This is a genomic window from Amycolatopsis sp. NPDC001319 (genome assembly GCF_042896185.1).
Classification (GTDB): domain Bacteria; phylum Actinomycetota; class Actinomycetes; order Mycobacteriales; family Pseudonocardiaceae; genus Amycolatopsis.
Genome location: NZ_JBIAWY010000007.1, coordinates 226,701 through 252,746 on the forward strand (window position 1 = coordinate 226,701; position 26,046 = coordinate 252,746).

Consider the following 26,046-nt stretch of genomic DNA (forward strand, 5'->3'; position numbering starts at 1 on the left):
CAGGCGTGGCAACGACTTAGCGTTCGGTGATCGCCTGTGATGGGGCCTGCGCGAGCCGGTGTTCCGCTGCTCGATACCGTGATCGCCGCGGGTTCGACGGTGTGAAAGGCCATCGGACCGTGCGCGTGGGCCATGTTTGGTGAGTGCTCGACGGAGTGGCCACCGCGATTACCGGAATCAATTTTCGAGCGCTCCCGCGTCCGTTTGATCGGTAATTGGGATTTTCACAAGATGGACGCCGGTGCCGCCCTGGGCGGCGCGCGGCGGGAAGGAGGGCCGGTGGCCCGTACCTACGGTGGCGTCCCGCCGGAGCAGAGACGCGCCGAGCGCCGGGAGCGGCTGCTGACGGCCGCACTGGAGCTGTTCACCTCGACGGGCTTCCGGCAGGCGAAGATCACCCAGTTGTGTACTCGTGCCGGGGTGTCCACCCGGAACTTCTACGAGGAGTTCGGCAGCAAGGAAGAGGTGCTGCGGACGCTGCACGACCGGATCAACTCGCTCGCGCTCACGCACGTCTCGGCCGCGCTGGAGGAGGTCAAGGACGCCGACGCGATGACGCGCATCGCGAAGCTGCTCGACGTCTTCGTCGCCACGGTGACCATCGACCCGCGCATGCCGCGGCTGAACTACGTCGAGGCCGTGGGCGTGAGCCCGGAGCTCGAGGAGCAGCACCAGGTGTGGGTGGACCGCTGGGCCACGTTCATCGAGACGGAGGCGCGCCGCGCGGCCGAAGCCGGCGTGGCGCCGGACCGCGACTACCGGCTCACCGCGATCGCGCTTGTCGGTGCCGCCACGGGCTTGCTGCGCGAATGGCAGGCGCACGAGCCGCCGTTGCCGGTGGAGGACGTCGGGGCCGAGCTGCGCGGCCTGATGCTGGCGGCGATCACCCGGTCCTGACGTCCTCGGTCACCGCGTGGTTCAGGCCGGCCTGGGAGTGGGCAGCGGCAGGTCGACCGGGCCCGCGGTGCGGCACAGGTCGTGGCAGGTGCTGTCGAGCGTGCAGCACAGCGAGCAGATCGCCCCGTCCTGCTTGGCGCAGTCGGCGATGTCGGGCAGCTCGTAGGCGTCGCCGCACACCGAGCACGTGTGCGTGGCGCGCAGGTCGGCCTCGACGCCGGGGCCGGACACGGTGTTGGGCCGCGCCAGGTAGTACTTCCCCTTCGTCGCCAAGGCCAGCGTCGGCACCAGCACCACGGCGATCACCAGCGCCAGCAGCGGGCTGAAGGCCGCGAGCACCGGACCGAACGCGCCGAAGTAGGCCACGATCGACGCGGCCGAGGCGACGAGCATCGAACCGAAGCCCACGGGGTTGACCTTGTGCAGGTACGCGCGCTTGAACTCGATGTAGCGCGGCGAGAGGCCCAGCGGTTTCGCGATCACCAGGTCCGCGCACACCGCGCCGATCCACGCGATGGCGACGTTCGAGTAGAAGCCCAGGATCTTGTTGAGGAACGCGAACGCGCCGAACTCCATGAGCGCCAGCGCGATCCCGCAGTTGACCAGCACGTACCAGGCGCGGCCGGGGTGCTTGTGCAGCACGCGCGAGAAGAAGTTGGCGAACGACAGCGAGCCCGAGTAGGCGTTGGTGGTGTTGATCTTGATCTGCGACACGACCACGAACAGCGCCGCGAACGTCAGCGCCACCGGCCCGAGCGCGGGTTTCACCGCCGCCAGGTACGGCGCGATCGGCTCGAGTGCGGCCGCCTTGCCCACCGCGCCGAGCGCGAGGAACGCGAGCAGCGCGCCGCCGATCTGCTTCGCCGCACCGAGGACGACCCAGCCGGGGCCGGCGGCGAGCACGGCGGCCCACCAGGAACGCTTGTTCTCCACCGTCTTCTCCGGCATGAACCGCAGGTAGTCGGCCTGCTCGCCAATCTGCCCGATCAACGACAGCGCCACGCCCATGCCGAAGCCGAACCCGACGGCCGAGAAACCGGCGCCCGCGCCTTCGGTGCCGCCGAAGGACGCGAAGTCGGCGAAGCGGCCCGGCTCGCGCACCAGCACCACCACGAACGGCAGCACCAGGCCCGCGATCCACAACGGCTGCGTCCACGTCTGCATCTTCGCGACCGCGCCCATGCCGTACAGGGCGAAGGGCAGCACGATCAGCGTCGCGAGCAGGTAGCCGATCGGCAACGGAATCCCGAGCGCGAGCTCGAACGCCTGGCCCATGATCGAGCCTTCGAGCGAGAAGAAGATGACGGTGAAGCTGGCGTAGACCAGCGACGTGAGCGTCGACCCGAAGTAGCCGAAGCCCGCTCCGCGGGTGAGCAGGTCCATGTCCACGCCGTACGTCGCGCAGGCACGCGCGATCGGGACGCCCGTCACGAAGATCACGACGGCCGCCGCGAGGATCGCCAGCACACCGGACGTGAAGCCGTAGGAGAGCACGATGCTGGCACCGATCGCGAAGTCGGCGAGGTAGGCGATGCCGCCGAGCGCGGTGGTGGCGACCACGAGCGGGGACCAGCGGCGGAACGAGTGGGCGGCGAACCGGAGCGAGTAGTCCTCGCGGTTCTCGTTGGCGGCGAGAGCGGCGTACGTCCGCTGCGGCTTCGTGGTGTCTTCGCCGGTTTCGGACAGGGTGTCGGTCAAGGGCCTGCCTCCAGACGGTGGGGAGGCCAGACGCTAGGCCGCGCCTTTATCGATCAGGGTCCGCGAGGTAACCCGGGGGTTACGGTTCGGGGTCCTGCGGTTACAGCTCGGTGAGCACCAGAGGGTGGCAGGAGTCACCGTTCGGTGGGTTTCGCCGCAGCTGGGGACCCAATACCGTCTCCGGATACCGATGAGTCGACACCCTCACCAGGGGGTACGGAGGTTGGGGCCCATGATGCCGGAGACCGACGAGGTGACCGAGGTAGCCGACGCGGTGGTCCGGCTGCCCGGGATGCGGGTGGCCTACGACGGCGCCCCGTTCGACGAGACGGCGCTCGCGGCCACCTGGACCGAGCAGCTGCAGAACTGGCTGGGCCAGGCGATCTCCGAAGGCGTCGCCGAACCCAACGCGATGGTCCTCGCCACGGCGGACCAAGAGGGTCACCCGTCGTCGCGCACGGTCCTGTGCAAGGGGCTGGACGAGCGGGGCGTGGTGTTCTACACGAACTACACCTCGGCGAAGAGCCACGACCTCACCGCCACGCGGTACGCGTCGGCGACGTTCCCCTGGTACGCCCTGCAGCGGCAGGTGACGGTGCGGGGTGAAGTGGAGAAGGTGGGCTCCGCGGAGACGGCTGCGTATTGGGCGCAGCGGCCGAGGGGTTCGCAGTTGGGGGCTTGGGCTTCGCCGCAGTCGCGGATCGTCGACGGGCGGCGGGCGTTGGAGAACGCGTTGCGGGGGATCGAGCGGCGGTTCGGGGACGTGGAGGAGATTCCGGCGCCGCCGCACTGGGGTGGGTGGCGGATCCGGCCTGATTTCGTGGAGTTCTGGCAGGGGCGGGAAGACCGGATGCATGACCGGTTGAGGTTCAAGCGGACGGATGATGGGTGGGTTGTGGAGCGGTTGGCTCCCTGATCCCTGGTCCGGTTGGGGGCGTGGCTGCTGAGTGCGTGTCCGCTGGTTGCTGTTTGCGGTTTGCTCGCGGTTTGAGCTTGGTGGGGGCGCACCCCGATCTTTGATTGTTTCTGTGAAGGGCGCGAGGATCGAGGTGCAGGGCCGGGTCTGGGTGCGCTGTGGGGTGCGTTGTCGGCCGGCCGTTGCGTGGTGGGAAAAAGACAAAACGGGTGGTTGGGGCGCGGCGGCGATCAAAATCACCCGCGGTGAGTTAGTTAGCGCGGCTAAGGTAGTGAGTCGTGAGTTCTGATCCGGGGTCGTCGCGCCCTCGTCGGGGGGCGCGTGGAGTCCTCGGGCGCATTGTGGTCGATACGCGGCCGTTGAAGATTCCGGCGTTTCGGCGGTTGTGGGTGTCGACGGCGGTGACCGCGGTGGGGTCGCAGCTGACGGCTGTGGCGGTGCCGAAGCAGGTGTTCGACCTGACGGGGTCGTCCGGGTACGTGGGGCTGACCGGGGCCGTCGCGTTGGTGCCGCTGCTGGTGTTCGGGTTGTGGGGCGGGGCGATCGCCGATGCGGTCGACCGGCGGAAGCTGCTGCTGGTCACGAACGTCGGGGTGGCGGCCTCCTCGGCGCTGCTGTGGCTGCAGGCCTTCGCGGACTTCCACTCCGTGACGCTGGTGCTGGTGTTGCTGGCGGCCAACCAGGCGTTCTTCGCGATCAACATGCCGACGCGTGGTGCGGTCGTCGCGCGGCTGGTGCCGCCGGAGCTGCTGCCGTCGGCCAATGCGCTGAACACGACGATGTCGACGTTCGGTGCGGTGTTCGGGCCGCTGTTCGGTGGGGCGCTGATTCCCGTGATCGGGCTGTCGACGCTGTATCTCGTCGACGTGTGCGCGTTGATGATCACGCTCATCGCCGTGTGGCGGTTGCCGTCGATTCCGCCGCTGAACGGGCCGTCGCGGCGGGCGGGGTTCGGCGATGTGGTCGACGGGTTCCGCTACCTGGCCACGCAGAAGGTGCTGCTGGCGTCGTTCGTCGCGGACATCATCGCGATGGTCGCGGGTATGCCGCGCGCGCTGATCCCGGAGATGGCCGAGCGCACCTTCGGCGACCCGCCGGGCGGTGGTCCCGCGCTGGGTCTGCTCTACGCGGCGCTCCCGGCCGGCGCGATGCTGATCGGCCTGTTCTCCGGCTGGCTGCACCGCGTTTCGCGCCAGGGTGTGGCCGTCGTGGTCTCGATCTGCCTGTGGGGCGCGGCCGTCGCGGCGTTCGGGCTCGCGCACTCACTGTGGCTCGCGGTGATCTTCATGGCGCTGGCCGGCGCCGCCGACATGGTCAGCTCCGTCTACCGCCAGGCCATCCTGCAGACCGCCACCACCGACGAGATGCGCGGCCGCCTCCAGGGCGTGTTCACGGTCGTCGTCGCGGGCGGTCCGCGGCTGGCCGACCTCACGCACGGCTGGGCCGGCGCCGCGTGGGGCACCGAGGCCGCCGCGACGGGCGGTGGGCTGCTGGTGATCGTGCTGGTGCTCGCGGCGATGCTGGTGCTGCCCGCGTTCTGGCGCTACCGCGCGCCCACGGGAAAGGCCGAGCCGGAGCCGGTCGCGGCGAAGGGTGTCGAACCGGTCGCGGGAGAATAGTCCAAACGGCCTAACATGCCGGGCATGCGTGTTTACCCGGTCGCCCTGTTGCTCACCGCCGCCGCGCTCACCGCCTGCTCCTCGGGTGAGCAGCAGGCCGCCCCGCCGAAACCGTCCTCCACGAAGCCCGCGCCGCCGGGGTCGACGTGCTCGCTGCTCTCGGCCAGCGAGGTCGGCAACGCCATCAAGATCCCCGGAGTCACGTCGAAGGTCGGCCCGAACCAGGAGAACGCCAGCAACGGCGGCAAGGCCACGAGCTGCGAATACCTCGTCGGCGACAAGCAGGCCGGCGCGCTGGCCGTGACCCGCTACGAGGGCCGCCAGGCCGATCCGGCCGAAATGGTCGCGGCCATCAAGAAGGCCAAGCCGGGCGCCGTCGACGTGCCGGGCTTCCCCAACGGCGCCGTGTACTACACCGACGAGCAGAAGACCGCGACGCTCGCCACGGCCAAGATCGTCAAGGGCGTGCCCGTGCTCGTCAACTACACCGGCCCGGTGAAGATGACGCAGCAGATGATGATTCCGCTGGTCAAAACGGCTGTCACCGCCGTCTGACTTTCGCGAGGCAGCCGGACAAGGCAGACTATTCGCCCATGACGGACGTTAGGGCGGACGGTCCGCAGGTGGGTGGACCGGGTCTCCGGCGCGTGATGGGGCCGAAGCTCCTGTTGTTCTTCGTGGTCGGCGACATCATCGGTACGGGGATCTACGCGCTGACCGGCCAGGTCGCCGGCCGCGTCGGCGGGGCGCTGTGGCTGCCGTTCCTGCTGGCGTTCGTGGTCGCGTTCATGACCGCGTTCAGCTACCTGGAGCTGGTCGGCAAGTACCCGCGGGCGGCGGGTGCCGCGCTGTACACGAACAAGGCGTTCGGGGTGCCGTTCCTGACGTTCATGGTCGCGTTCGCGGTGATGTGCTCGGGGATCACGTCGGCGTCGTCGGCCGCGGTCGCGTTCGGCGCGACGTACCTGGCGGCGTTCGTGAAGCTGCCGATGGTGCTGGTCGGCATCGTGTTCGTGATCGCGCTGGGACTGATCAACTTCCGCGGCGTGGGCGAATCGGTGAAGGCCAACGCGGTGCTCACCTGCATCGAACTGTCCGGCCTGCTGATCATCATCGGCGTCGGGGTGTGGGCCGTGATCAACGGCAACGGCGAACCGTCGCGGCTGGTCGAGATCAACACGGCCGACAAGACGTGGCTGGTGGCGATCACGTCGGCCACCTCGCTGGCGTTCTTCGCCATGGTCGGCTTCGAGGACTCCGTGAACATGGCCGAGGAATGCCACGACCCGGTGCGTATCTTCCCGAAGGCCATGCTCTGGGGCATGGTCGTCGCCGCGACGATCTACGTGCTGGTCTCCATCACGTCCTCCCTGCTCGTCCCGGCCGACGACCTGGCCGCGGCCAAGAGCAGCGCACTGCTCACCGTGCTCGACGTCGGCGCCCCCGGCTTCCCGCGCGAAGTCTTCTCGGCCATCGGCCTGTTCGCGGTCATCAACTCGGCGCTGATCAACATGCTCATGGCCAGCCGCCTGCTCTACGGCCTGGCCAACGAGCGCGTCCTGCCGTCGGTCTTCGGCCGCGTCCACCCCACGCGCCGCACGCCGTGGGTGTCGATCATCTTCACCAGCGCCATCGCGATCCTTCTGGTGTCCTTTGTGGACATCAGCGCACTCGGCGGCACCACGGCGCTGCTGCTGCTCGTGGTGTTCGCCATCGTCAACGTCGCCCTGCTCGTGCTGCGCAAGGACAAGGTGGCGCACAAACACTTCCGCGCACCCACCGCGATCCCCGTGCTGGCCGCGATCTTCTGCCTCTACCTCGTGAGCCCGCTGTCGGGCCGCCCGGCGAGCGACTACACCGTGGGCGCCGTCCTGCTGGGCGTGGGTGTGGTGCTGTGGTTCGTGAACTGGCTGGTCAAGCGGGGTTTGGACCGTCGGTCCGAGCGTGTGGGGTAGGCGGGTGGTGCCACCAGTGGGTGCAGTAACCATCGCAGTGTCGTCGACGGCGCTCGTCCGCGACGCTGAGGAGGCCGACCAGAAGGCGGAACGCACTGCGCTGCTGGTCGGGCGGGTGCAGCTCGGTGAGCTTGCGTAGCTGGACCGCCATCGGTTCGGGGCTCCGTCCGGTTGAGGCGACCACAACCGCGGTGTTGCCTGGCTTCAGCCCCACCTGAGTGGCGGCCTCCGCCACGTCGTCGGAGACCGCACGGGCTTGAACGCAGTATTCCTGCGGCCGGGTCAATGCGGCGCGGCGGCCATCCTGGTCGAGGGATTCGAACCAGGCCATGCCTTCGTCCAGCGTGCGCAAGCCCTGGGCGAGCTCGTTCAGCAATGCGGCGATCATGCCCGGGTCCGCCGGCTGAGGCGTTCGAAGTCGGTGAGGTCGTGGGCGGCGAAGATCTCCACGTCGGTCGTCTGCCGCAGTTCGCGTAGGCGGTGCTGGTTCGCGCGGCGCTGTTCGGGCAGTGTCTGCACGAAACGTTCGAACATCGCCAGGCCCGGGGGGATGGAGGCGGGTTCGTCGATCTCGGAGTGGAAGAAGTAGGCGTCGCCGGCGTTGAGGAGCCAGCCGGTGGCCGTGTGGACGGCGATGCCGGCGTGGCCGGCGGTGTGGCCGTGCAGGGGGATCAGGGCGACGTCGGGCAGGCCGTCGAGTTCGCGGACGGCGGAGAAGCCGAACCAGTTGTCGCCGGCGTCTTCGTATGGCGTCCACTGTGGACCGTGGGCGAACTGCACGCGCCGGTAACGCGGGTTGCCCGCGTGGTAGGCCGCCAGTTCGGCCGCGTAGACGTGCACGCGGGCCTGCGGGAAGTCGACGAGACCGCCGGCGTGGTCGAGGTCGAGGTGGGTCAGCACGATGTCGCGCACGTCCGCCGGGTCGAAGCCGAGGGCGCGGATCTGGGCCACGGCGGTTTCCTCGGTGCGCGACACGGGCTTCGACAGGGTGAGGAACCGGCGGCCCAGCCAGCGTTGCGGGTCGGCGACGGCGGGGGTGCCCATGCCGGTCTCGATCAGCGCCAGCCCGGTGTCGGTTTCGAGCAGCAGGCAGTGGCACACGAGCGTGGCGTGCCGGAACAGGCCGGGTCGGCCGTCGACGAGCCGGCCACCGATCGGGGTCATGGTGCCGCAGTTCAGGTGGTGCACGCGCATCAGGCGAACTCCCTCTCGACGGTGGTGTGCAGGTGGGCGGCGATGTCACGCAGGGGCGTGACGTCGCGGCGGGTCTTGGCGAACAGCAGCGCGCCCTCGATCGACGCGAGCACCACCGTCGCCAGGGAAGACGCGCGGTCCGCCGCCAGGCCGGAGCGGGTGAAGTACTCGGCCAGCCGTGAGTGCCAGCCGGCGTAACCGTCCTGGCAGGCCTCGCGGATCGGCTCGCTCTCGGCGGCGGCCTCCAGCGCGACTGTCGCAAGTGGACACCCACGGCGGAAGCCGGATTCGGTGAGCGAAGCGGCGAGGGCGTCGACCACCGCGTCGATCGCCGACGCCGGGTCCGGCGCGGCGGTGACCACGGCGGTCAGCACGTCGGCCACCCGTTCGCTCGACAGCCGCACGGCCTCGGCCGCCAGCTGTTCTTTGCCGCCGGGGAAGTGGAAGTACAGCGAGCCCTTCGGGGCGCCCCCCGCGGCGACGAGCTGCGTGAGGCCGGTGGCGTGGTAGCCCTGCGCCTGGAACAGCTCGGCGGCGGAGTCGAGCATGCGGCGGCGGGAGTCGGTGCGGCGGACCATGCGGCTCACCGTAGCCCAAACTAAGACGACCGGTCTAGTTAGTTTAACCGTGCGCAACAGAGCCTCGCCCGCCGGTAATGTCTGCGGCATGGCCAACCCCACCGGAGAGCAGTTCGAAATCACCCGCGGCAACGCGCGCGCCATCGTCACCGAGATCGGTGCCGGCCTGCGTGCGTTCGAGGTCGGCGGCGTGCCCTACGTCGAGGAGTTCGCGGCCGACGAGAAGCCGCCGAAGGGCCTTGGCCAGGTGCTGCTCCCGTGGCCGAACCGCACGAAGGGCGGCCGGTGGGAGTTCCAGGGCGAGGAGCAGCAGCTGGAGATCACGGAAGCCGCGCGCGGCAACGCGATCCACGGCCTCACCCGCCACAAGGAGTGGGAGCTGCTGGAACACGCGGAATCGTCGATCACGCTCGCGGTCGACGTCGAGGTGCAGCCCGGCTGGCCGGTGCCGTTGCGCGCCACCATCACCTACGACCTGCAGCCGCGCGAGCTCACGATCACGCACGAGATCCGCAACGAGGGTGAGCAGCCCATCGGAGTCGGCGTAGGCACGCACCCGTACTTCCGCATCGGCGACGTCCCGACGGACGAGCTCACGCTCACGCTGCCGGCTTCGCGCGTGCGCCCGTACGTCGGCGACCAGCAGATGCCGTACGCGGACGAGCAGGATGTCGAGGGCACGGAGTACGACTTCCGCGGCGGGCGGGTGCTCGCCGGCGTCGACCTCGACACGGCGTTCGGCTCGCTTTCCCTGGCCGACGACGGCACCCACCACCACGTGCTCTCCCACGAAGACCAGCGCCTGGTGGTCTGGACCGGCCCCGACTTCCGCTGGGTGCAGGTGTTCACGCCCGACGACCTGACCGGCCGCGGCCGCGCCGTCGCGCTCGAGCCGATGACCTGCCCGGCCGACGCGCTCAACACCGGCACCGACCTGATCGAGCTGGAGCCCGCGACGTCGTGGTCGGGCAGCTGGGGCATCCGCGTCCTGTGAGCGGGCCGCCCGAGCTGCTGACCGAGGCCGACGCCGGTGAGCTGCTCACGCTGCAGCGCGCCGCGTACCTCAGTGAGGCCCGCGCCCACGACAACTTCGCGCTCCCGCCGCTGGTGGAGCCGTTGGAGAGCGTGCGCGCGGCGCTCGCCGACCCGGCGCTGCCGGTGTGGGGCGTACGCGCCGGCTCGCGGCTGATCGCGACGGTGCGGGTGCGGGTGAACGGTGACGTCGGCGAGATCGGGCGGCTGGCCGTGGTCCCGGACCGGCAGGGCGAGGGGCTCGGCACGGCGTTGCTGCTCGCGGCGGAGGAGCTGGCCCCCTCGGAGGTGACGCGGTTCCGGCTGTTCACCGGCGAACGTTCCGCCGGGCCGCTGCGGCTGTACGCGAAGCTGGGCTACCGCGAGACCCACCGCAGCCCGGAGGCGGACTACCAGCTCATCCACCTGGAGAAACCCCGCGAGCGAGCACCCGCGGCAATTCGTTAGCGTGTCAAACTATGGCTTCTAAGGCGATTGTGGGGGGCTACGTCGTCCCCGTCGGTGCGGCTCCCATCGAAGACGGCACCGTGCTCATCGAAGACGGCCGGATCGTCCAGGTCGGCGCCGCCGCCGACGTGGACGTGCCGGAGGACGCCGAGCTCGTCGACGCGTCCGGCAGCTGGGTCCTGCCGGGCTTCATCGACGCGCACGCGCACCTCGGTGTCCACGAAGACGGTGAAGGCTGGGCCGGCAACGACACCAACGAGATGACCGACCCGAACGGCGCCCGCTTCCGCGCGGTCGACGGCATCGACCCGTACGAGCCGGGCTTCGACGACGCGCTCGCCGGCGGCGTCACGAGCGTGGTGATCAAGCCGGGGTCGGGCAACCCGATCGGCGGCCAGACCATCGGCGTGAAGACGTGGGGCCGCAGCATCCTGGACATGACGTTCGCCGAGCAGGTGAGCGTGAAGAGCGCCCTGGGCGAGAACCCGAAGCGCGTGTACGGCGACAAGAAGCAGACGCCGTCGACCCGCTTGGGCGTGGCCGCGATCCTGCGCGAGGCGTTCACGAAGGCCCGCAACTACCAGGCCAAACGCGAGCACGCCCTCACCGAAGGCAAGCCGCACGAGGTCGACCTGACGAACGAGACGCTGTCGAAGGTCCTCGACGGCGAGCTGTACTGGGACCAGCACGTGCACCGCGCCGACGACATGGTCACGGCCATCCGCCTGGCCGACGAGTTCGGCTACAAGCTCGTGATCAACCACGGCACCGAGGGCCACCTCATCGCCGACCTGCTCGCCGAGCGCGGCGTGCCCGTCATCCTGGGCCCCCTGTTCACCACGAAGTCCAAGGTCGAGCTGCGCAACCGCTCCCTGCGCTCGGCCGGCATCCTGGCGCGCGCGGGCGTGAAGATCGCCATCACCACCGACCACCCCGTGGTGCCGATCAACTTCCTCGTCTACCAGGCGGCCCTCGCCGTGAAGGACGGCCTGGACCCCGAGACGGCGCTGCGCTCGCTCACCGTGCACCCGGCCGAGATGCTCGGCCTGGACGACCGCATCGGCTCCCTGGCCCCCGGCCTGGACGCCGACGTCGTCCTCTGGTCCGGCGACCCGCTGGACGTCATGAACCGCGCCCTGCGCGTCTTCGTCCGGGGCCGCGAGGTCTACCACTACGACGAGTCCACGGGCGAAGGCGTCGCGGCGGACCGCCGGTACCGCGAAACCCGCTGACCTGCGCGTGGGTGCTGCCCGCTTCGGCCGGCAGTACCCACGAAGCGCGGCCTAGGAAGCCTTCAGCGCCCTCGCGATCACCACGCGCTGGATCTGGTTCGTCCCCTCGAAGATCTGGGGGACCTTCGCCTCCCGCATGTAGCGCTCGACCGGGAAGTCGCGCGTGTAGCCGGCGCCGCCGAGGACCTGGACGGCGTCGGTGGTCACCTTCATGGCGCCGTCGGTGGCGACGAGCTTCGCGATGGACGACTGGCGCTGGAAGTCGAGGCCGCGGTCGCGGCGGCGGGCGGCGTCGAGGTAGGTCGCGCGGGCGGATTCGACGCTGGCGGCCATGTCGGCGAGCAGGAACTCCAGGCCCTGGAACTCGATGATGGGCTTGCCGAACTGGGTGCGGCCCTTCGCGTAGGCGACGGCCTCGTCCAGGGCGGCCTGGGCCAGGCCCACGGCGCAGGCGGCGATGCCGAGGCGGCCCGAGCTCAGGGACGACAGGGCGATCTTCAGGCCCGACCCCTCGTCGCCGATCAAGCGCGACGACGAAACCCGGGCGTTGTCGAAGATCATCTGGGCCGTCGGGGAGCCGGTCAGGCCCATCTTGCGTTCGCGAGGCGCCGCCGACAGGCCAGGGGTGGCGCCGTCGACGAGCAGGCACGAGATGCCGTGGCCGCCGTCGTCGCTCGTGCGGACCATGGTGGTGTAGAAGTCGGCGGCGCCCGCGTGGGTGATCCAGGCCTTGGTGCCGTTGACCACGTAGTCGTCGCCGTCGCGGCGGGCCCGGGTCGACAAAGCGGCCGCGTCGGAGCCGGCCTGGGTCTCGGACAGGGCGTACGCGCCCAGCAGCGAGCCGCCGAGCATGTCCGGCAGCCACTGTTCGCGCTGCTCGTCGGTGCCGTAGTGGGCCAGCGCGTAGCAGGACATCGTGTGCACCGACAGCCCCACGCCGACGGTCATCCACGCGGCGGCGATCTCCTCCAGCGCCTGCAGGTACACCTCGTACGGCAGGTCGGCGCCACCCCAGCGCTCCGCGTACGGCAGCCCCAGCAGCCCGGACTTGCCCAGCAGGGTGAACGCGTCGCGCGGGAACTCCTCGGCCTCCTCGGCCGCCGAAGCGCGCGGTTTCAGCTCGTCGCGCGCGATCTCCCTGACCAGCGCGAGCAGGTCCTCGGCCTCGGGCGTGGGCAGCAAACGTTCCGCCGGCATGGCTCCTCCAGTGGCAGGAGTACTGAAAACAGTACTGGGGGCCGTTTGAGAGTACCGTATAGAGGTCGGAGCTGTCCCGCACGAATAGGGGATAGTGACTGGATCACGAAAGCTGGTGGCCCAGAAATGACCGAACCCGAAGCCCGTCGTCGCCCGACGGCGCGGCAGCAGGCGCTGCTCGCCGAGCTCGAGGCACTGTTCCTCGCGGAGGGTTTCGCCGGCTTCACGCTCGACGACCTGGCCGCCCGCCTGCGCTGCTCGAAGTCGACCCTCTACGCGCTCGCCCCCAGCAAGGAGCAGCTCGCCGTCAAGGTCGTCGCCCACTTCTTCCGGGGCGCCGCGAAGCGCATCGAGACCCGCATCGAGGGCATCGACGACGCGCGCAAGCTGATCGGGGAGTACCTCGCCGGCGTCTCGGAGCACCTGAACCGCGCGTCGCCCGCGTTCATGACCGACATCGCGCAGTTCGAGCCGGCCCGCGACACCTACCAGCTCAACAGCCGCGCCGCCGCCCGCCGCATCCGCGCGTTCATCGACAAGGGCGTGGCCGACGGCGTGTTCCGCGACGTGCACGCGCGCCTCGTCGCCGAGATGACGGGCCTGATCGTCGAGGGCATCCAGACCGGCGTGCTCGGGCGCCGCACCGACGTGTCCGACGCCGAGGCGTTCACCGCCCTCGGGGAGCTGCTCCTCGGTGGGTTGAACAAGGACTGAGGACAGGATTTGTCAAGAACAGGTCCTCTACACTCGCGCTCGTGATCGTGGTGGGTGGAGAGGCGCTGGTCGACCTCGTTCCGGGTGAACCGTTGGACTCCAATGTGGACGGTGGGCTGCGCGCCCTGCTGCCCCGGCTGGGTGGCGGGCCCTACAACGTCGCGCTGGCCGCTGCGCGGCTCGGGGTGCCTTCGTCGTTCCTGTCCCGCGTGTCCACCGACCGCTTCGGCGTCGCGCTCGTCGACCGGCTCGTCGACTCCGGCGTGGACACCTCGCTGCTGCAGCGCGGCGACGAGCCGACCACGCTCGCCGTGGTGGCACTGGACCAAACGGGTGCCGCTCGTTACACCTTCTACGTCGAGGGCACAGCCGACCGGCTCGTGCGCGACCCGGGCACGCTGCCCGACGACGCCACCGCCCTTTCGCTCGGCACGCTCGGCCTGGTGCTGGAGCCCGGCGCCAGCGCCTATGAAGCGATGCTGCGCCGCGAGGCCGCACGCGGCACGCTCACCGCGCTCGACCCGAACATCCGCGAGGCGCTCATCGCCGACCCGGCCGCCTACCGCGCACGGTTCGCGTCGTGGCTTCCCGATGTCCGGTTGCTGAAGATCTCCGACGACGATGCGGCGTGGCTCACGGAAGGCGCCGATCCGGTGGCGGCCGCGAAGACCTGGGTCGAGTCCGGTGTGGACGCGGTTGTCCTGACCCGCGGCGCCGAAGGCCTGTCCGTGATCACCGCCGCAGGTGAGCTGGCCCACGTGCCTTCGCGGCGGGTACCGGTGGTCGACACGATCGGGGCAGGCGACACCGTTCAGGGTGCGTTGCTGGCGTGGTTGCACACCCGCGAGGTCCGTGACCTGGCCGCACTCGACGCCGACGCGTGGCGCGAGGCGCTCGGCTACGCCGCGAAAGCGGCCTCGATCACCGTCTCGCGCAGCGGCGCGGAGCCGCCGACGGCGCGGGAAATGGCTTCCACCGTGTGAACCTGGTCCCAAAGGGGCTATTGAGGGCAACGCAGCGGCTGCGCGCACACCCTTATTTCGACTAGCGTAGGGGGGAATTCATACCCCAGCGGGGCGGTGTGCAGCGAGGCGCGTGTTTCCTCGCGTGAACACGTGGCTACCTGTGGAACGTACAGGCGCCGCCGGCCCGTGCCAACGTGAGAGGGACCTGCATGTCCGACGCGACGAATGCGGGGCAGTCCGGCGGCGAAACCGCGACGCTGCGCCTGCCGAGTGGCGAGCACGAATTCAAGGTCGTCCAGCCGGTGGAGGGCGCACCCGGGATCGAGCTGGGGAAGCTGCTCGCGCAGACGGGGTACATCACTTACGACCCCGGGTTCGTGAACACCGGTGCCGCGTCGTCGGCCATCACCTACATCGACGGTGATGCGGGCATCCTGCGCTACCGCGGATACCCGATCGAGCAGCTCGCCGAGAAGTCCAGCTTCATCGAGGTGTCCTACCTGCTCATCTACGGTGAGCTGCCCACCGAGGCCCAGCTCGCCGACTTCACCGAGAAGATCCAGCGGCACACGCTGCTGCACGAAGACCTGAAGGCCTTCTTCTCGGGCTTCCCGCGCGACGCGCACCCGATGCCCGTGCTGTCGAGCGCGGTCTCGGCGCTGTCGACCTTCTACCAGGACTCGCTGAACCCGTTCGACGAGCCCAACGTGGAGCTGTCCACCATCCGCCTGCTCGCGAAGGTGCCGACCCTGGCTGCCTACGCGTACAAGAAGTCCGTGGGCCAGCCGCTGCTGTACCCGGACAACTCGCTGGGCCTGGTGGAGAACTTCCTGCGGATGACCTTCGGCTTCCCCGCGGAGCCGTACGAGGTGGACCCGGCCGTCGCCAAGGCGCTCGACCTGCTGTTCATCCTGCACGCCGACCACGAGCAGAACTGCTCGACGTCGACGGTGCGTCTGGTCGGCTCGTCGGAGGCGAACCTGTTCGCCAGCATCTCGGCGGGCATCAACGCCCTGTTCGGCCCGCTCCACGGCGGTGCCAACGCGGCCGTTCTCGACATGCTCGAGGGCATTCGCGACGAGGGCGGCGACGTCGCCTCGTTCGTGAACCGCGTGAAGAACAAGGAAAAGGGTGTCAAGCTCATGGGCTTCGGGCACCGGGTCTACAAGAACTACGACCCGCGCGCGAAGATCATCAAGAACACCGCCGACGAGATCCTCGGCAAGATCGCGGGCGGCGACCAGCTGCTCGACATCGCCAAGAAGCTCGAGGAGACGGCGCTTTCCGACGACTACTTCGTCGAGCGCAAGCTGTACCCGAACGTGGACTTCTACACCGGCCTGATCTACCGGGCGCTCGGGTTCCCGACGAAGTTCTTCACCGTGCTGTTCGCGCTCGGCCGGCTCCCCGGCTGGATCGCGCACTGGCGCGAGATGATCAACGACCCGCAGACCAAGATCGGGCGCCCGCGCCAGATCTACACCGGTCACGCGTCGCGCGACTACAAGTCGATCTCGGAGCGCTGAGTTCCCGCTCTGAATTGTTCTGAACGCCCCGCCGTGCAGCCGCACGGCGGGGCGTTTAGCGTTGGTGGGTATGACGAGCGTGCTGTGGTTCCGGCGAGACCTGCGGCTCGGCGACCACGCGGCGCTGCTGGCGGCCGCGGAGGCCGGCGAGCCGGTGCTGGCGTTGTACGTGCTCGACGAGAAGCTGCTGAAGCCTTCGGGCGCGCCGCGGCGGGCGTTTCTGTTGGGGTGTCTGGAATCGCTGGACGCCGCACTGGACGGCCGGCTGATGGTGGTCCACGGCGATCCGGTGACCGAAGTCGTGCGGGTGGCGCGGTCGGTGGACGCGTCGGCGGTGCACGTGAGCGCCGACTTCGGGCCGTATGGCCGCCGTCGTGATGACGCCGTGGCGAAAGCCTTGGCAGAGCACGACATTTCGTGGGTCGTCACCGGGTCGCCGTACGCGGTGGCGCCGGGGCGGGTGACCAAACCGGACGGCGATCCGTACCGGGTGTTCACGCCGTTCCACCGCGCGTGGACGCGACACGGCTGGCGGCGGCCGGCGGACACGGGTGCGTCCCTTGTGGACTGGATTTCGCCTTCCGGGTCGCGGAAGCTCCCCGCGCTTCCGGACCTCGGCGACATGGCGTTGCCTGCGCCGGGTGAAACGGCGGCACTCTCGGCTTGGCACGATTTCCTGGACTCGGGTGTGCGGTCCTACGCCACCGACCGCGACCGTCCCGACCGGGCCGGCACCACGCGAATGTCGCCGTACCTGCGCTGGGGTGCCATCCACCCGCGCACGATGCTCGCCGACTTGTCGGGTGACTCCAGCGACGGCGCCCAGGCGTTGCGCTCGGAGCTGTGCTGGCGCGAGTTCCACGCGGACGTTCTGTGGCACCGGCCGGAAACCGCCCGGGAGAACTACGACTCGCGTTTCGACCGCATGGACCACGACTCCGATTCGGCCGCGTTCGATGCGTGGTGCGCCGGCCGCACCGGCTACCCGATCGTCGACGCCGGCATGCGTCAGCTCCTCGCGGAAGGCTGGATGCACAACCGCGTCCGGATGGTCGTGGCGAGTTTCCTCGTGAAGGACCTGCACCTGCCGTGGTGGTGGGGCGCCCGGCATTTCATGCGGCACCTCGTGGACGGTGACCTCGCCTCCAACCAGCTGAACTGGCAGTGGGTCGCGGGCTCGGGTACCGATGCCGCGCCCTACTTCCGTGTCTTCAACCCGACCACGCAGGGGGAGAAGTTCGATCCGGACGGCGACTACGTGCGCCGTTATGTGCCGGAACTCCGTGACGTGGCGGGGAAAGCGGTGCACAAGCTCAAGGAGCGGCCGTCGGGTTATCCGGCGCCGTTGGTGGATCACGCGCACGAACGCCAGGTCGCGTTGCAACGATACGGAGCGATCACCGGGTCCTGAGTGGACGGCCCGAACCCCCGGGGCCGGGCCGTCCGTGGCCTCAGAGACCGCCGATGGCGAGCGCGAGCTTCTGCACGATCTCGGGCTGGCCGTCGAAGTCCTTGTCCGTGGTGTTGATCGAGTAGACCGCACGGCGCTGCAGGTCGCGGGTGGCCCAGATGCCGTTGGTGTAGCCGTAGCGGCTGCCGGTCTTGCCCCACACGGTGACGCCGTTGACGGTCGAGGTCATCAGGCCCTGGCTGTAGATCGCGGGGTCGTCGGTGCCGAAGGTGCTCACGTTCGGCACCGTGAACATGCGCTGCAGCACCGGTTTCGGCACGAGCCGGCCCTGGAAGAGGGCGACCAGGAACTTGTCGAGGTCGGCGGTGGTGGAGATCATCTCGCCCGCGGCCCACGGGATCGACTGGTTCATGCGGGTCAGGTCCACGAGCTGCCCGTTCACGACCTGGTAGCCGTGGGCGTACGGCGCGGGCAGGTTCGGGTCGTTGCCGGGCACGGACGTGTCGCGCAGGCCGAGCGGGCGCAGGACGCGGTCGCGCACCTCGTCGCCGTACGACCGGTGGGTGAGCTTCTCGATCAGCAGCCCGGCGACGAGGTAGTTGGTGTTCGTGTACTGCTGGCTCGTGCCGGGTGCGAACACCAGGTCGTGCTGGAACGCCGTGGCCAGCACCTGCTGCGGGGTGAAAACGGTGTAGCGGTGGTCGACGATCCACTGTGGATCCTCGGGCAGGTCGACGCCGGGCAGGCCGCTGGTGTGGTTGAGCAGCTGCGCGACGGTGATCCGCGGGTAGTTCGCGGGCAGCAGGCCCGGCAGGTAGCGCTGCACCGGCGCGTCGAGGTCGAGGCGGTGCTCGGCCGCGAGCTGGAGCACGACGACGGCGGTGAACGTCTTGGTGATGCTGCCGATGCGGAAGTGCGCGTTCGCCGGGACGGGTGCCCCGGTGGTCAGGTCGGCTGTCCCGGACACGCCGCTCCACGCACCGGCCGAGCCGCGGACCTGCACGAGCGCGCCGGTGGCCTGGGCGTTGGGCAGGCCCGCGATGGCGCCCGCCAGCGAGGCCGGGTTCATCGGCGGCAGCGTGTTCTTCGAGGGCACAGCGGAGCCCGAGTACGACGTGGGCTCGGCGAGCGCGGCGGGGGTCACGGCGGCGGTGAGCAGGAGGGCGGCGCTCGCGGCCGCGGCGATGCGGATCAGCGGGTTTCTCTTCATGACAGCGAGTCTTTCGACTTGCGAACGACCTGCCATCGGGGAGAAACCCGGGCTCGGCTACCTAAGGGTCAGCCCCGCAGAGCTTGGAGAAGCTTCACCCGGCTGCCGACTCGCAGCACGCCGTTGCGGTAGATCCGCGCCCCGACCCACGTCACGAGCGCGATCAGTGCCGCGGTCAGCACCAGCGACAGCACGATCTCCCACGGCGCGGCCGAACCCGTGGCGATGCGCGCCGGCATCAGCACCGGTGACAGCAGCGGGATGAGCGAGAGGATCTTGGTCGCCGCGCCGTCGGGCGACTGCGTGAGGAGGTTGATGCCCGCGACGAATCCGATGACCAGCGCGATGTTCACCGGCGCCACCACCGACTGCGTGTCCTCCTGGCGCGAGACGAGCGAGCCGGCCGCGCCGTAGATCATGGCGTAGAGCAGGAAACCGAGCAGGTACCAGACGACACCCCACACCACGGCGCCGACGGCGATGCCCGAGATCGACCCCAGCACGCCGGTGCCCAGCGCGGCGAGGAGCCCGACCACGGCGAGGATCCCGAGCTGCGCCAGCCCGACGAGCCCGAGCCCGATCACCTTGCCCAGCAACAGGTGCCACGGCCGCACAGCGGACAGCAGGATCTCCACGACCCGGCTCGACTTCTCCTCGACGACGCCCTGCGCCACGAGCATTCCGTAGGTGATGATGCTCAGGTACAGCAACACCGCCACGACGACGCCGACCACGAGCTTCTGCCCGGCCCGCGGATCGCGGTTCTCCAGCGGCAGCACGTCGACGTGGGCCGCGGACACGGCCTGGTGCACCGCGACCGGGTCGAGGTGCGCGGCCGAGAGCTGCGCGTCGAGCACTTGCTGCTGCACGATCCCGTCGAGCGTGTGCTGCAAAGTCGGGTCCACAGTGGACTTCACGGTGACTCGAAGCCGCGAGGCGCTGCCGGACACGAGCGCGTCGACGTCACCGCTGCGCACCTGCGCGAGTCCGTCCGCTTCGGACGCGACAGTGACCACCTCGATCGTCTCCCCACCGGCCTTGCCGGCGAGCTGCAGCTGCTGGGCGATCCCTTGCGCTTGACCCGTGAGCGCGACCTTCGTCGTGGTGCCGGACCCGATGAGAAACGCCTGCAGCGCCACATATCCGACAAGCAGCAGCAACAACACCGCCGTGCTGATCACGAACGCGCGGGTGCGCAGCCGGGTGTTGACCTCGCGTTTCGCCACGAGCCGCACGGCCCGCGCGGCGCTGATGCGGCTCACGCCGGGCCCCGCTGGGCGACGGCGTCGCGGAACAGCTCCGTGAGCGAACGCCGCTGCCGGCTGAACTCCGTGACCGGCCCGGTGGCCAGCGCGGCGGCGAGCACGGCCTGGTCGTCGGCGCTCGAAGCCAGCTCCAGCACCGTCGTGGCGCCGGAAGACTCGACCACGCGCGCGCCGGGCACCGTCGACGCCCAGTCGGGCCGCGCGCCCGGCGCCGTGACGACGAGCCGGCTGCCGGCCCCGCGTGTGAGGTCCTCGACCGTGCCGACGGCGACCATGTGCCCGTCGCGGATGATGCCGACGCGGTCGCACAGGCGCTCGACCAGGTCGAGCTGGTGGCTGGAGAACACCACGGGCACGCCGGTGGCCGCCTTCTCGCGCAGCACCACGCTCATCACGTCGACGGCGATCGGGTCGAGGCCGGAGAACGGCTCGTCGAGCACCAGCACGTCGGGATCGTGCACGAGCGCGGCCGCGAGCTGCACGCGCTGCTGGTTGCCGAGGCTGAGCTTCTGCACCTCGTCCTTGCGGCGCTCGCCCAGCCCCAGCCGCGCGAGCCACAGCTCGGTGGCGCGGTGGGCGTCGTTGGTGCTCAGGCCGTGGAGCTCCGCGAGGAACACGAGCTGGTCGAGCACCTTCATCTTCGGGTACAACCCGCGCTCCTCGGGCATGTACCCGATGCGCGTGCGGGTTTCGTGGGTCACCGGCTCGCCCGCGAAGCGGACCTGGCCGGAGTCGGCGGCGAGCACACCGAGCGCGATGCGCATGGTGGTGGTCTTGCCGGCGCCGTTGCTGCCGACGAAGCCGAACAGCTCACCCGGCCGCACGTCGAACGTCACGCCGTCGAGGGCGACCTTGCGGCCGTAGCGCTTGGAGATCGCGTCGATCTCGAGTGCTCCTCCGGGCAAAACCGCCCCCTCTCCGAGCACCTGTGTGGACAGTGGTGAGTCCCGCGCCGCCAACTCTAGCGAACGGCGCGGGCCCTCTCCCGCTGTTCAGGACAGTCCGGCCAGGGCCTTCTCCACGAGCTCCGCCACGCGGGCGCGGGCGGCCTCGGCCTCGGCGGGCACGAGCGACAGGCGGGTGCGGCGTTCGAGCACGTCTTCGACGTCCAAGGCGCCTTCGTGACGGACGGCCCAGACGACCTCCGCCGCGGTGATCTGCGTGCCGTCGAAAAGCGGAGCGGCGAACGCCCGGTCGACCTCGCCCAGGGCGGCGACGCGGGGAGCTTCCGTGCCGTACTTGGCGACCAGGCGGGCCGGGGCGTCCACAAGGGACAGTCTTGCGCGCGGGGCCGCGCCGAGCAACGGCAGCCGCGCGGTGCGCGACGGACCGGCGTGCAGGCCCGAGTGCGCCAGTGCCGCGTCGACGGCGTCCTCGGCCATGCGGCGGTAGGTGGTGAGCTTGCCGCCGACCACGGTGAGCACGCCGTCGGTGCCGGTGACCACGGCGTGTTTGCGCGAGAGGTCGGCGCTGCTGCCTGCGGAACCGGCGACCAGGGGACGCAGGCCGGCGTAGGAGCCGATCACGTCGGCGCGGGTCAGCGGCCGGGCGAGCACCGAGGACGCCACGGACAGCAGGAAGTCCACATCGGACTCCGGAACCTCGGGCACCGGCGGGATCTCACCCTCGATGGGCTCGTCGGTGAGTCCCAAGTAGACGCGGGCGTCGACCTGCGGCAGCAGGAAGACGAACCGGTTGCTTTCCCCGGGCACGGCGACGTTCACCGACGTCCCGCCCACCGAGGCGGTGCCCGAGGCGAGGACCAGGTGCGAACCGCGCGACGGCCGCAGCCGCACGGCGTCGGTGAGCGTGCCCGCCCAGACGCCGGTCGCGTTGACGACCTGGCGTGCGTGGAGGTCGTACTCCGCCGAGCCTTCGCGCACGCGCACGCCGGTGCCCGAAAGCGACACGGCCTCCAGGTGCGTGAGGATCCGGGCGCCCAGCAGTGCGGCCGTGCGGGCGAGGTTCACGACCAGGCGCGCGTCGTCGACCAGGGCGCCGTCGTAGGCGAGCAGGGCACCGCGCAGGCCGGCGGGCGCGAGGCCCGGGGCCAGCGCGACGGCCTCGGCCACCGGGATCTGCCGGGGTCGCGGCAGCACCGACGACGGCGTGCGCGCGGCCCGCCGCAGCGCGTCACCCGCGCGCAGACCGGTGGCGATCACGGTCTGCTGCGCGCGGGAAGTGCTGGGGTACAAGGGGAACAGCTGCGGCATGGCGCGCGTGAGGTGCGGCGCGGTCCGCGTCATCAGGATCCCGCGCTCGACGGCGCTCTCGTGCGCGAGCCCGAACTCGCCCTTCGCGAGGTAGCGCAGGCCGCCGTGCACGAGCTTGCTCGACCAGCGGGAGGTGCCGAACGCCAGGTCGTGGGCCTCGATCAGCGCGACCGACAGCCCGCGAGCCGCCGCGTCGAGCGCGATGCCCGCGCCGGTGACGCCGCCGCCGACGACTATGACGTCGACTCGCTCACCGTTCGTGAGCCGGTCGAGCTCACGTTCGCGGCGGCGTGCGTTCAGTGAACCTGTACTCATGGCTTGAGCGCTGCGTCGACGAGGTACCGGAACTCGTCGAGCAACGCCTGCTCGTCGAGGTCCGCGGTGGCGGGCCGCAGGGAGAACGCGAAGGACTGCACGACCAGCAGGATCGAGCGCGCCTGCGCGGTGACCTCGGCCTTGCGCACGGAACCGTCGCGGTGCCCGGCCTCCAGCAGCGAGCGCAGCACCTGTTCGGCGAAGATCTGCGTGGCCCCGAGCCGCTCCACGATGTAGGGCAGCACGAGCTCCGGGTCGACGTCCAGCAGCGTGCGGAACAGCGGGTCGGCCGCCAAAGCGCTGACGCCGGCCGCCGCGATGAGCACGAGGCGCTCACGGGTGCTGGTCGCGTCGTCGCCCGCGTGGCTGGCGTGTTTGAGCAGGCCGCTGAACTCGCGCGTCATCAGCGCGGCGAGCACACTGCGCACGTCGGGGAACCGGCGGTACACGGTCATGCGGCTCACGCGCGCGGTGCGCGCGATCTCGGCGAGCGTGGTGCGCCGGACGCCGACCGCGAGCACGCACTCGCGCGCGGCGTCGAGCAGCACGTCGTCGGCAACGCGCGCCGAAGTCTGCCGGCTGCGGGCCCCCGCGAGGGCCGAGGGAGTCTCTCCCGGTGGGGAGTGACGTTTGACGTCCATATGTCACACTGTAGTCGTGAGTGATCTCATAAACCACCGCATCCGGCAGTCGTGGACCGGCGACGGCGCTGGCGCCGCCTCGCTGCCCGATCGGGCGGTCCGGTGGCTCGGCCAGCGTATCGGCCCGGTGGGTGCTGATCGAGGGCGAAAGCCGGATTCCGTCCCGAACCTGACCGGTTCGGTCCTTCCCGGCCAGGCCCGCGAGGACCTCGCGGCCGTGGTCGGTGCGGAGAACGTGCTGGTCGACGCCGGCTCGCGGCTCGAGCGCGCGGGTGGTCTGTCCTATCTGGACCTGCTGCACCGTCGACTTGGCGACTCGGTGCCCGCGCCCGACGCCGTGGTGCTGCCCGCTTCGCCCGAGCAGGTGCAGGCCGTGCTCGAGGTCTGTGTGCGCCACGACGTGGGGGTCGTGCCGTTCGGCGGGGGCACGTCGGTGGTCGGCGGCGTCGCGGCGCTGCGCGGCGACAAGGCGGCGGTGATCGCGCTCGACCTGGTGCGGCTCGACGCGCTGGTGTCGGTGGACGAGCAGTCGCACCTCGCCGTGCTGCAGGCCGGCGTGCGCGGGCCCGAGGCCGAGCGGCTGCTGGGTGAGCACGGGTTCACGCTGGGCCACGTGCCGCAGTCGTTCGAGCGCGCGACCATCGGCGGCTTCGCGGCGACGCGCTCGGCCGGGCAGGCGTCGGCGGGCTACGGCCGCTTCGAGGACATGGTCGCCGGCGTCCGCGTGGCGACGCCGCAGGGCGAGTGGCGGCTCGGGGTCGCGCCCGCGTCGGCGGCGGGGCCGGACCTGCGGCAGCTCGCAGTGGGCAGCGAGGGCGCACTCGGCGTGATCACCGAGGTTGCGCTGCGCGTGCGGCCGGTGCCCGACTCGCGCCGGTACGAGGGCTGGGTGGTCGACGGCTGGGAGCGTGGTTCCGAGGCCATGCGCGCCCTCGCCCAGAACCACGCGACCGCCGACGTCACGCGTCTGTCCGATGTGGACGAGACGGCGGTGTCGTTCGCGCTGAACGCCGGCCTGAAGACTTCCGCACTGCGGGCGTACCTGGCCGCTCGGGGTGTGAAGCACCCGTGTCTGCTGATCGTCGGCTGGGAACGCGATGTCCAGGCCCGCCGGCGCCGCACGGCACGGTTCCTGCGCCGCGCGGGCGCCGTGCGGATCGGCACGGCGCTCGGCGAGTCGTGGCGCCACGGCCGCTTCTCGGGCCCGCGCCAGCGTGACGCGTTGATGGACCTGGGGGTGTGCGTCGAGACCCTGGAGACCGCCGCGTACTGGTCCCGGCTCGACGACCTGCACGACGCCGTCCGCGCGGCCTTGGTCGCCTCGCTCGGCCGCGCCATCGTGATGTGCCACGTCTCGCACGTCTACGAGACCGGCGCCTCTCTCTACTTCACCGTCCTGACCTCCCGCGACGACACCGACCCGGTCGGCCAGTGGCAGCGCGCCAAGCATGCGGCCTCGGAGGCGATCGTCGGTCTCGGCACGATCACGCACCACCACGCCGTGGGCGTCGACCACGCGCCCTACCTGGAGCCGGAGATCGGCGCGCTGGGGCTGTCCGTGCTGTGCGCCGCGAAATCCGCGGTCGACCCGACGGGGATCCTGAACCCGGGAAAACTGCTCGGCTGAGCCGGCTCGACCGGCCATGGAGCTCGCGTGGCCGGCGTCGCCGTGAGCCCCCGCCTGGCGGACCCGGCACGGGACGAGCGGCTTTCCCGCGAGCCGACGGGGTTCCGCACCGTCCGGGCGATCCCGACCCGCGGCTCGGCTGGAGCACAACCCCCGTTTGCCGAGAGTGAAAACAATCCCGTGCACTTCGTCGCCGAGATGCGACACCCACGCATCGTGGTATGGCCACGTGTGCATGTTCCGTGATTAGCTGCCCCGGCAAAGCAATGGTGCAGGGAAGGATGAGCGCATGCCGTACGAGGTCCAGGGGATCGTGTCCCGCGCGAAGGGCGAGCCGGTGGCGCTCGAGACCGTGGTGGTGCCGGACCCGGGTCCGGGCGAGGCGGTCGTGTCGGTGCAGGCCTGCGGGGTCTGCCACACCGACCTGCACTACCGCGAGGGCGGGATCAACGACGACTTCCCGTTCCTGCTCGGCCACGAGGCCGCGGGCCGGGTCGACAAGGTCGGCGCCGGGGTCACGGACATCGCGCCCGGCGACTACGTGATCCTCAACTGGCGCGCCGTCTGCGGCACGTGCCGGGCGTGCAAGCGCGGCAAGCCGTGGTACTGCTTCTCCACGTTCAACGCCGAGCAGCCGATGACGCTCACCGACGGCACGAAGCTGTCGCCCGCGCTGGGCATCGGGGCGTTCCTCGAGAAGACGCTCGTCCACAGTGGACAGTGCACGAAGGTGGACGAACGGGCCGAACCCGCGGTGGCGGGCCTGCTCGGCTGCGGCGTGATGGCGGGCCTCGGCGCGGCCATCAACACCGGCGCGGTGACGCGCGGTGACTCCGTGGCCGTGATCGGCTGCGGCGGCGTGGGCGACGCGGCCATCGCGGGCGCTCAGCTGGCCGGCGCGACCACGATCATCGCCATCGACACCGACGACCGGAAGCTCGAATGGGCCAAGGGCTTCGGCGCCACGCACACCGTGAACAGCAAGGGCCTCAGCCAGGACGCGGTGGTGGCGGCCATGCAGGACGCCACGCACTCGTTCGGCCCCGGCGTGGTCATCGACGCCGTCGGCCGGCCCGAGACGTGGAAGCAGGCGTTCTACGGCCGTGACCTCGCGGGCACCGTCGTGCTGGTCGGCGTGCCGACGCCGGACATGCGCCTCAACGACCTGCCCCTCATCGACTTCTTCGGCCGCGGCGGCTCGCTGAAGTCCTCCTGGTACGGCGACTGCCTGCCCTCGCGCGACTTCCCCATGCTCGTCGACCTGTACCTGCAGGGCCGGCTGCCGCTGGACAAGTTCGTGACCGAGCGCATCGGCGTCGGCGACGTGGAGCAGGCCTTCGAGCGCATGCACCACGGCGACGTCCTCCGCAGCGTGGTGGAGTTCTGAGGCTTTT

The 26,046-nt window shown here is 70.4% G+C and carries 24 protein-coding genes; 14 read left to right on the top strand and 10 right to left on the bottom strand.

Annotation, left to right across the window (positions count from 1 at the left end; all coding sequences use genetic code 11):
- Positions 1-279: 279 nt before the first annotated feature.
- The gene (locus tag ACFY1H_RS27460; protein WP_366584231.1) at positions 280-897 is read left to right on the top strand and encodes a TetR/AcrR family transcriptional regulator; all 618 of its coding nucleotides are present in this window, start codon (positions 280-282) and stop codon (positions 895-897) included.
- Between the two features lie 21 nt (positions 898-918).
- Here the strand turns inward: ACFY1H_RS27460 and ACFY1H_RS27465 are convergent, their stop codons facing one another.
- A complete protein-coding gene (locus ACFY1H_RS27465) occupies positions 919-2,595 on the bottom strand; it encodes a hypothetical protein (protein ID WP_366584232.1) in 1,677 nt (558 codons plus the stop codon).
- Between the two features lie 232 nt (positions 2,596-2,827).
- Between ACFY1H_RS27465 and pdxH the strand changes: the two genes are divergently transcribed.
- The 4 genes from pdxH (at position 2,828) to ACFY1H_RS27485 (ending at position 7,085) form a co-directional block, all read left to right on the top strand.
- Positions 2,828-3,511 carry a pyridoxamine 5'-phosphate oxidase gene (gene pdxH, locus ACFY1H_RS27470; RefSeq protein WP_366584233.1) on the top strand — a complete coding sequence of 228 codons (684 nt, stop codon included), beginning with the start codon at positions 2,828-2,830 and terminating at the stop codon, positions 3,509-3,511.
- A 278-nt stretch (positions 3,512-3,789) separates the two neighbouring features.
- Complete coding sequence (locus ACFY1H_RS27475) at positions 3,790-5,130, top strand: MFS transporter (protein WP_366584234.1); 1,341 nt, start codon at positions 3,790-3,792, stop codon at positions 5,128-5,130.
- 24 nt (positions 5,131-5,154) lie between these two features.
- Positions 5,155-5,685, top strand: a complete 531-nt coding sequence (locus ACFY1H_RS27480; RefSeq protein ID WP_366584235.1) for a hypothetical protein — start codon at positions 5,155-5,157, stop codon at positions 5,683-5,685.
- A gap of 38 nt (positions 5,686-5,723) precedes the next feature.
- Positions 5,724-7,085, top strand: a complete 1,362-nt coding sequence (locus ACFY1H_RS27485) for an APC family permease (RefSeq protein ID WP_366584236.1) — start codon at positions 5,724-5,726, stop codon at positions 7,083-7,085.
- Here ACFY1H_RS27485 and ACFY1H_RS27490 read toward each other — a convergent pair.
- The 3 genes from ACFY1H_RS27490 to ACFY1H_RS27500 are packed head-to-tail and all read right to left on the bottom strand — an operon-like array spanning position 7,045 to position 8,857.
- Entirely contained in the window at positions 7,045-7,473 is a 429-nt protein-coding gene (locus ACFY1H_RS27490) for a DUF5958 family protein (protein WP_366584237.1), read from the bottom strand. The genes ACFY1H_RS27485 and ACFY1H_RS27490 overlap by 41 nt on opposite strands.
- Positions 7,470-8,279: an MBL fold metallo-hydrolase gene (locus tag ACFY1H_RS27495; protein WP_366584238.1), complete on the bottom strand. Its 810-nt coding sequence runs from the start codon at positions 8,277-8,279 to the stop codon at positions 7,470-7,472. Before ACFY1H_RS27495 ends, ACFY1H_RS27490 begins: the two co-directional genes overlap by 4 nt.
- The gene (locus ACFY1H_RS27500) at positions 8,279-8,857 is read right to left on the bottom strand and encodes a TetR family transcriptional regulator (RefSeq protein WP_366584239.1); all 579 of its coding nucleotides are present in this window, start codon (positions 8,855-8,857) and stop codon (positions 8,279-8,281) included. The genes ACFY1H_RS27495 and ACFY1H_RS27500 overlap by 1 nt, the downstream gene beginning before the upstream one ends.
- 88 nt (positions 8,858-8,945) lie before the next feature.
- On the opposite strand from ACFY1H_RS27500, the gene ACFY1H_RS27505 reads away from it, so the two are divergent.
- From ACFY1H_RS27505 to ACFY1H_RS27515, 3 genes are read left to right on the top strand one after another with little or no spacing between them, the layout of a single operon-like run.
- On the top strand, positions 8,946-9,851 hold the full coding sequence (locus tag ACFY1H_RS27505; protein ID WP_366584240.1) for an aldose 1-epimerase family protein: 906 nt from the start codon (positions 8,946-8,948) through the stop codon (positions 9,849-9,851).
- Complete coding sequence (locus tag ACFY1H_RS27510) at positions 9,818-10,336, top strand: GNAT family N-acetyltransferase (RefSeq protein ID WP_386950925.1); 519 nt, start codon at positions 9,818-9,820, stop codon at positions 10,334-10,336. Before ACFY1H_RS27505 ends, ACFY1H_RS27510 begins: the two co-directional genes overlap by 34 nt.
- 11 nt (positions 10,337-10,347) lie before the next feature.
- Positions 10,348-11,568, top strand: coding sequence for an amidohydrolase (locus ACFY1H_RS27515; protein ID WP_366584242.1), 1,221 nt, complete (start codon positions 10,348-10,350; stop codon positions 11,566-11,568).
- 51 nt (positions 11,569-11,619) lie between these two features.
- Here the strand turns inward: ACFY1H_RS27515 and ACFY1H_RS27520 are convergent, their stop codons facing one another.
- A complete protein-coding gene (locus ACFY1H_RS27520) occupies positions 11,620-12,765 on the bottom strand; it encodes an acyl-CoA dehydrogenase family protein (RefSeq protein ID WP_366584243.1) in 1,146 nt (381 codons plus the stop codon).
- Positions 12,766-12,891: 126 nt separating this feature from the next.
- On the opposite strand from ACFY1H_RS27520, the gene ACFY1H_RS27525 reads away from it, so the two are divergent.
- The 4 genes from ACFY1H_RS27525 to ACFY1H_RS27540 all read left to right on the top strand — a co-directional run bounded on the left by ACFY1H_RS27525 (position 12,892) and on the right by ACFY1H_RS27540 (position 17,381).
- A complete protein-coding gene (locus tag ACFY1H_RS27525; protein WP_366584244.1) occupies positions 12,892-13,479 on the top strand; it encodes a TetR/AcrR family transcriptional regulator in 588 nt (195 codons plus the stop codon).
- 41 nt (positions 13,480-13,520) lie between these two features.
- Complete coding sequence (locus ACFY1H_RS27530; RefSeq protein WP_366584245.1) at positions 13,521-14,462, top strand: carbohydrate kinase; 942 nt, start codon at positions 13,521-13,523, stop codon at positions 14,460-14,462.
- Between the two features lie 191 nt (positions 14,463-14,653).
- Positions 14,654-15,970 carry a citrate synthase gene (locus ACFY1H_RS27535; RefSeq protein ID WP_364180397.1) on the top strand — a complete coding sequence of 439 codons (1,317 nt, stop codon included), beginning with the start codon at positions 14,654-14,656 and terminating at the stop codon, positions 15,968-15,970.
- A gap of 70 nt (positions 15,971-16,040) precedes the next feature.
- Complete coding sequence (locus ACFY1H_RS27540; RefSeq protein ID WP_366584246.1) at positions 16,041-17,381, top strand: deoxyribodipyrimidine photo-lyase; 1,341 nt, start codon at positions 16,041-16,043, stop codon at positions 17,379-17,381.
- Positions 17,382-17,421: 40 nt separating this feature from the next.
- Here the strand turns inward: ACFY1H_RS27540 and ACFY1H_RS27545 are convergent, their stop codons facing one another.
- From ACFY1H_RS27545 to ACFY1H_RS27565, 5 genes are all read right to left on the bottom strand, one after another.
- On the bottom strand, positions 17,422-18,591 hold the full coding sequence (locus ACFY1H_RS27545; RefSeq protein ID WP_366584247.1) for a serine hydrolase domain-containing protein: 1,170 nt from the start codon (positions 18,589-18,591) through the stop codon (positions 17,422-17,424).
- A gap of 68 nt (positions 18,592-18,659) precedes the next feature.
- Positions 18,660-19,853 carry an ABC transporter permease gene (locus tag ACFY1H_RS27550; RefSeq protein WP_386950932.1) on the bottom strand — a complete coding sequence of 398 codons (1,194 nt, stop codon included), beginning with the start codon at positions 19,851-19,853 and terminating at the stop codon, positions 18,660-18,662.
- Positions 19,850-20,761 (bottom strand): ATP-binding cassette domain-containing protein, encoded by a 912-nt coding sequence (locus ACFY1H_RS27555; RefSeq protein WP_366584249.1) that lies wholly within the window; start codon positions 20,759-20,761, stop codon positions 19,850-19,852. Before ACFY1H_RS27555 ends, ACFY1H_RS27550 begins: the two co-directional genes overlap by 4 nt.
- A gap of 87 nt (positions 20,762-20,848) precedes the next feature.
- Positions 20,849-22,384 carry a glycerol-3-phosphate dehydrogenase/oxidase gene (locus ACFY1H_RS27560; protein WP_366584250.1) on the bottom strand — a complete coding sequence of 512 codons (1,536 nt, stop codon included), beginning with the start codon at positions 22,382-22,384 and terminating at the stop codon, positions 20,849-20,851.
- On the bottom strand, positions 22,381-23,025 hold the full coding sequence (locus tag ACFY1H_RS27565) for a TetR/AcrR family transcriptional regulator (protein WP_366584251.1): 645 nt from the start codon (positions 23,023-23,025) through the stop codon (positions 22,381-22,383). The genes ACFY1H_RS27560 and ACFY1H_RS27565 overlap by 4 nt, the downstream gene beginning before the upstream one ends.
- 16 nt (positions 23,026-23,041) lie before the next feature.
- Here ACFY1H_RS27565 and ACFY1H_RS27570 point away from each other — a divergent pair, with 16 nt between their 5' ends.
- Both ACFY1H_RS27570 and ACFY1H_RS27575 read left to right on the top strand, forming a co-directional pair.
- On the top strand, positions 23,042-24,652 hold the full coding sequence (locus ACFY1H_RS27570) for an FAD-binding oxidoreductase (RefSeq protein WP_366584252.1): 1,611 nt from the start codon (positions 23,042-23,044) through the stop codon (positions 24,650-24,652).
- Between the two features lie 289 nt (positions 24,653-24,941).
- Positions 24,942-26,039 (top strand): S-(hydroxymethyl)mycothiol dehydrogenase, encoded by a 1,098-nt coding sequence (locus ACFY1H_RS27575; protein WP_386950936.1) that lies wholly within the window; start codon positions 24,942-24,944, stop codon positions 26,037-26,039.
- The last annotated feature ends 7 nt before the right edge of the window (positions 26,040-26,046 follow it).

Coding starts and splice junctions, on each gene's coding strand:
- pdxH (WP_366584233.1), top strand. CDS start 2,828: ATGATGCCGGAGACCGACGAGGTGACCGAGGTAGCCGACGCGGTGGTC.
- ACFY1H_RS27480 (WP_366584235.1), top strand. CDS start 5,155: ATGCGTGTTTACCCGGTCGCCCTGTTGCTCACCGCCGCCGCGCTCACC.
- ACFY1H_RS27485 (WP_366584236.1), top strand. CDS start 5,724: ATGACGGACGTTAGGGCGGACGGTCCGCAGGTGGGTGGACCGGGTCTC.
- ACFY1H_RS27490 (WP_366584237.1), bottom strand. CDS start 7,473: ATGATCGCCGCATTGCTGAACGAGCTCGCCCAGGGCTTGCGCACGCTG.
- ACFY1H_RS27495 (WP_366584238.1), bottom strand. CDS start 8,279: ATGCGCGTGCACCACCTGAACTGCGGCACCATGACCCCGATCGGTGGC.
- ACFY1H_RS27500 (WP_366584239.1), bottom strand. CDS start 8,857: ATGGTCCGCCGCACCGACTCCCGCCGCCGCATGCTCGACTCCGCCGCC.
- ACFY1H_RS27505 (WP_366584240.1), top strand. CDS start 8,946: ATGGCCAACCCCACCGGAGAGCAGTTCGAAATCACCCGCGGCAACGCG.
- ACFY1H_RS27515 (WP_366584242.1), top strand. CDS start 10,348: ATGGCTTCTAAGGCGATTGTGGGGGGCTACGTCGTCCCCGTCGGTGCG.
- ACFY1H_RS27520 (WP_366584243.1), bottom strand. CDS start 12,765: ATGCCGGCGGAACGTTTGCTGCCCACGCCCGAGGCCGAGGACCTGCTC.
- ACFY1H_RS27525 (WP_366584244.1), top strand. CDS start 12,892: ATGACCGAACCCGAAGCCCGTCGTCGCCCGACGGCGCGGCAGCAGGCG.
- ACFY1H_RS27535 (WP_364180397.1), top strand. CDS start 14,654: ATGTCCGACGCGACGAATGCGGGGCAGTCCGGCGGCGAAACCGCGACG.
- ACFY1H_RS27540 (WP_366584246.1), top strand. CDS start 16,041: ATGACGAGCGTGCTGTGGTTCCGGCGAGACCTGCGGCTCGGCGACCAC.
- ACFY1H_RS27545 (WP_366584247.1), bottom strand. CDS start 18,591: ATGAAGAGAAACCCGCTGATCCGCATCGCCGCGGCCGCGAGCGCCGCC.
- ACFY1H_RS27560 (WP_366584250.1), bottom strand. CDS start 22,384: ATGAGTACAGGTTCACTGAACGCACGCCGCCGCGAACGTGAGCTCGAC.
- ACFY1H_RS27565 (WP_366584251.1), bottom strand. CDS start 23,025: ATGGACGTCAAACGTCACTCCCCACCGGGAGAGACTCCCTCGGCCCTC.
- ACFY1H_RS27575 (WP_386950936.1), top strand. CDS start 24,942: ATGCCGTACGAGGTCCAGGGGATCGTGTCCCGCGCGAAGGGCGAGCCG.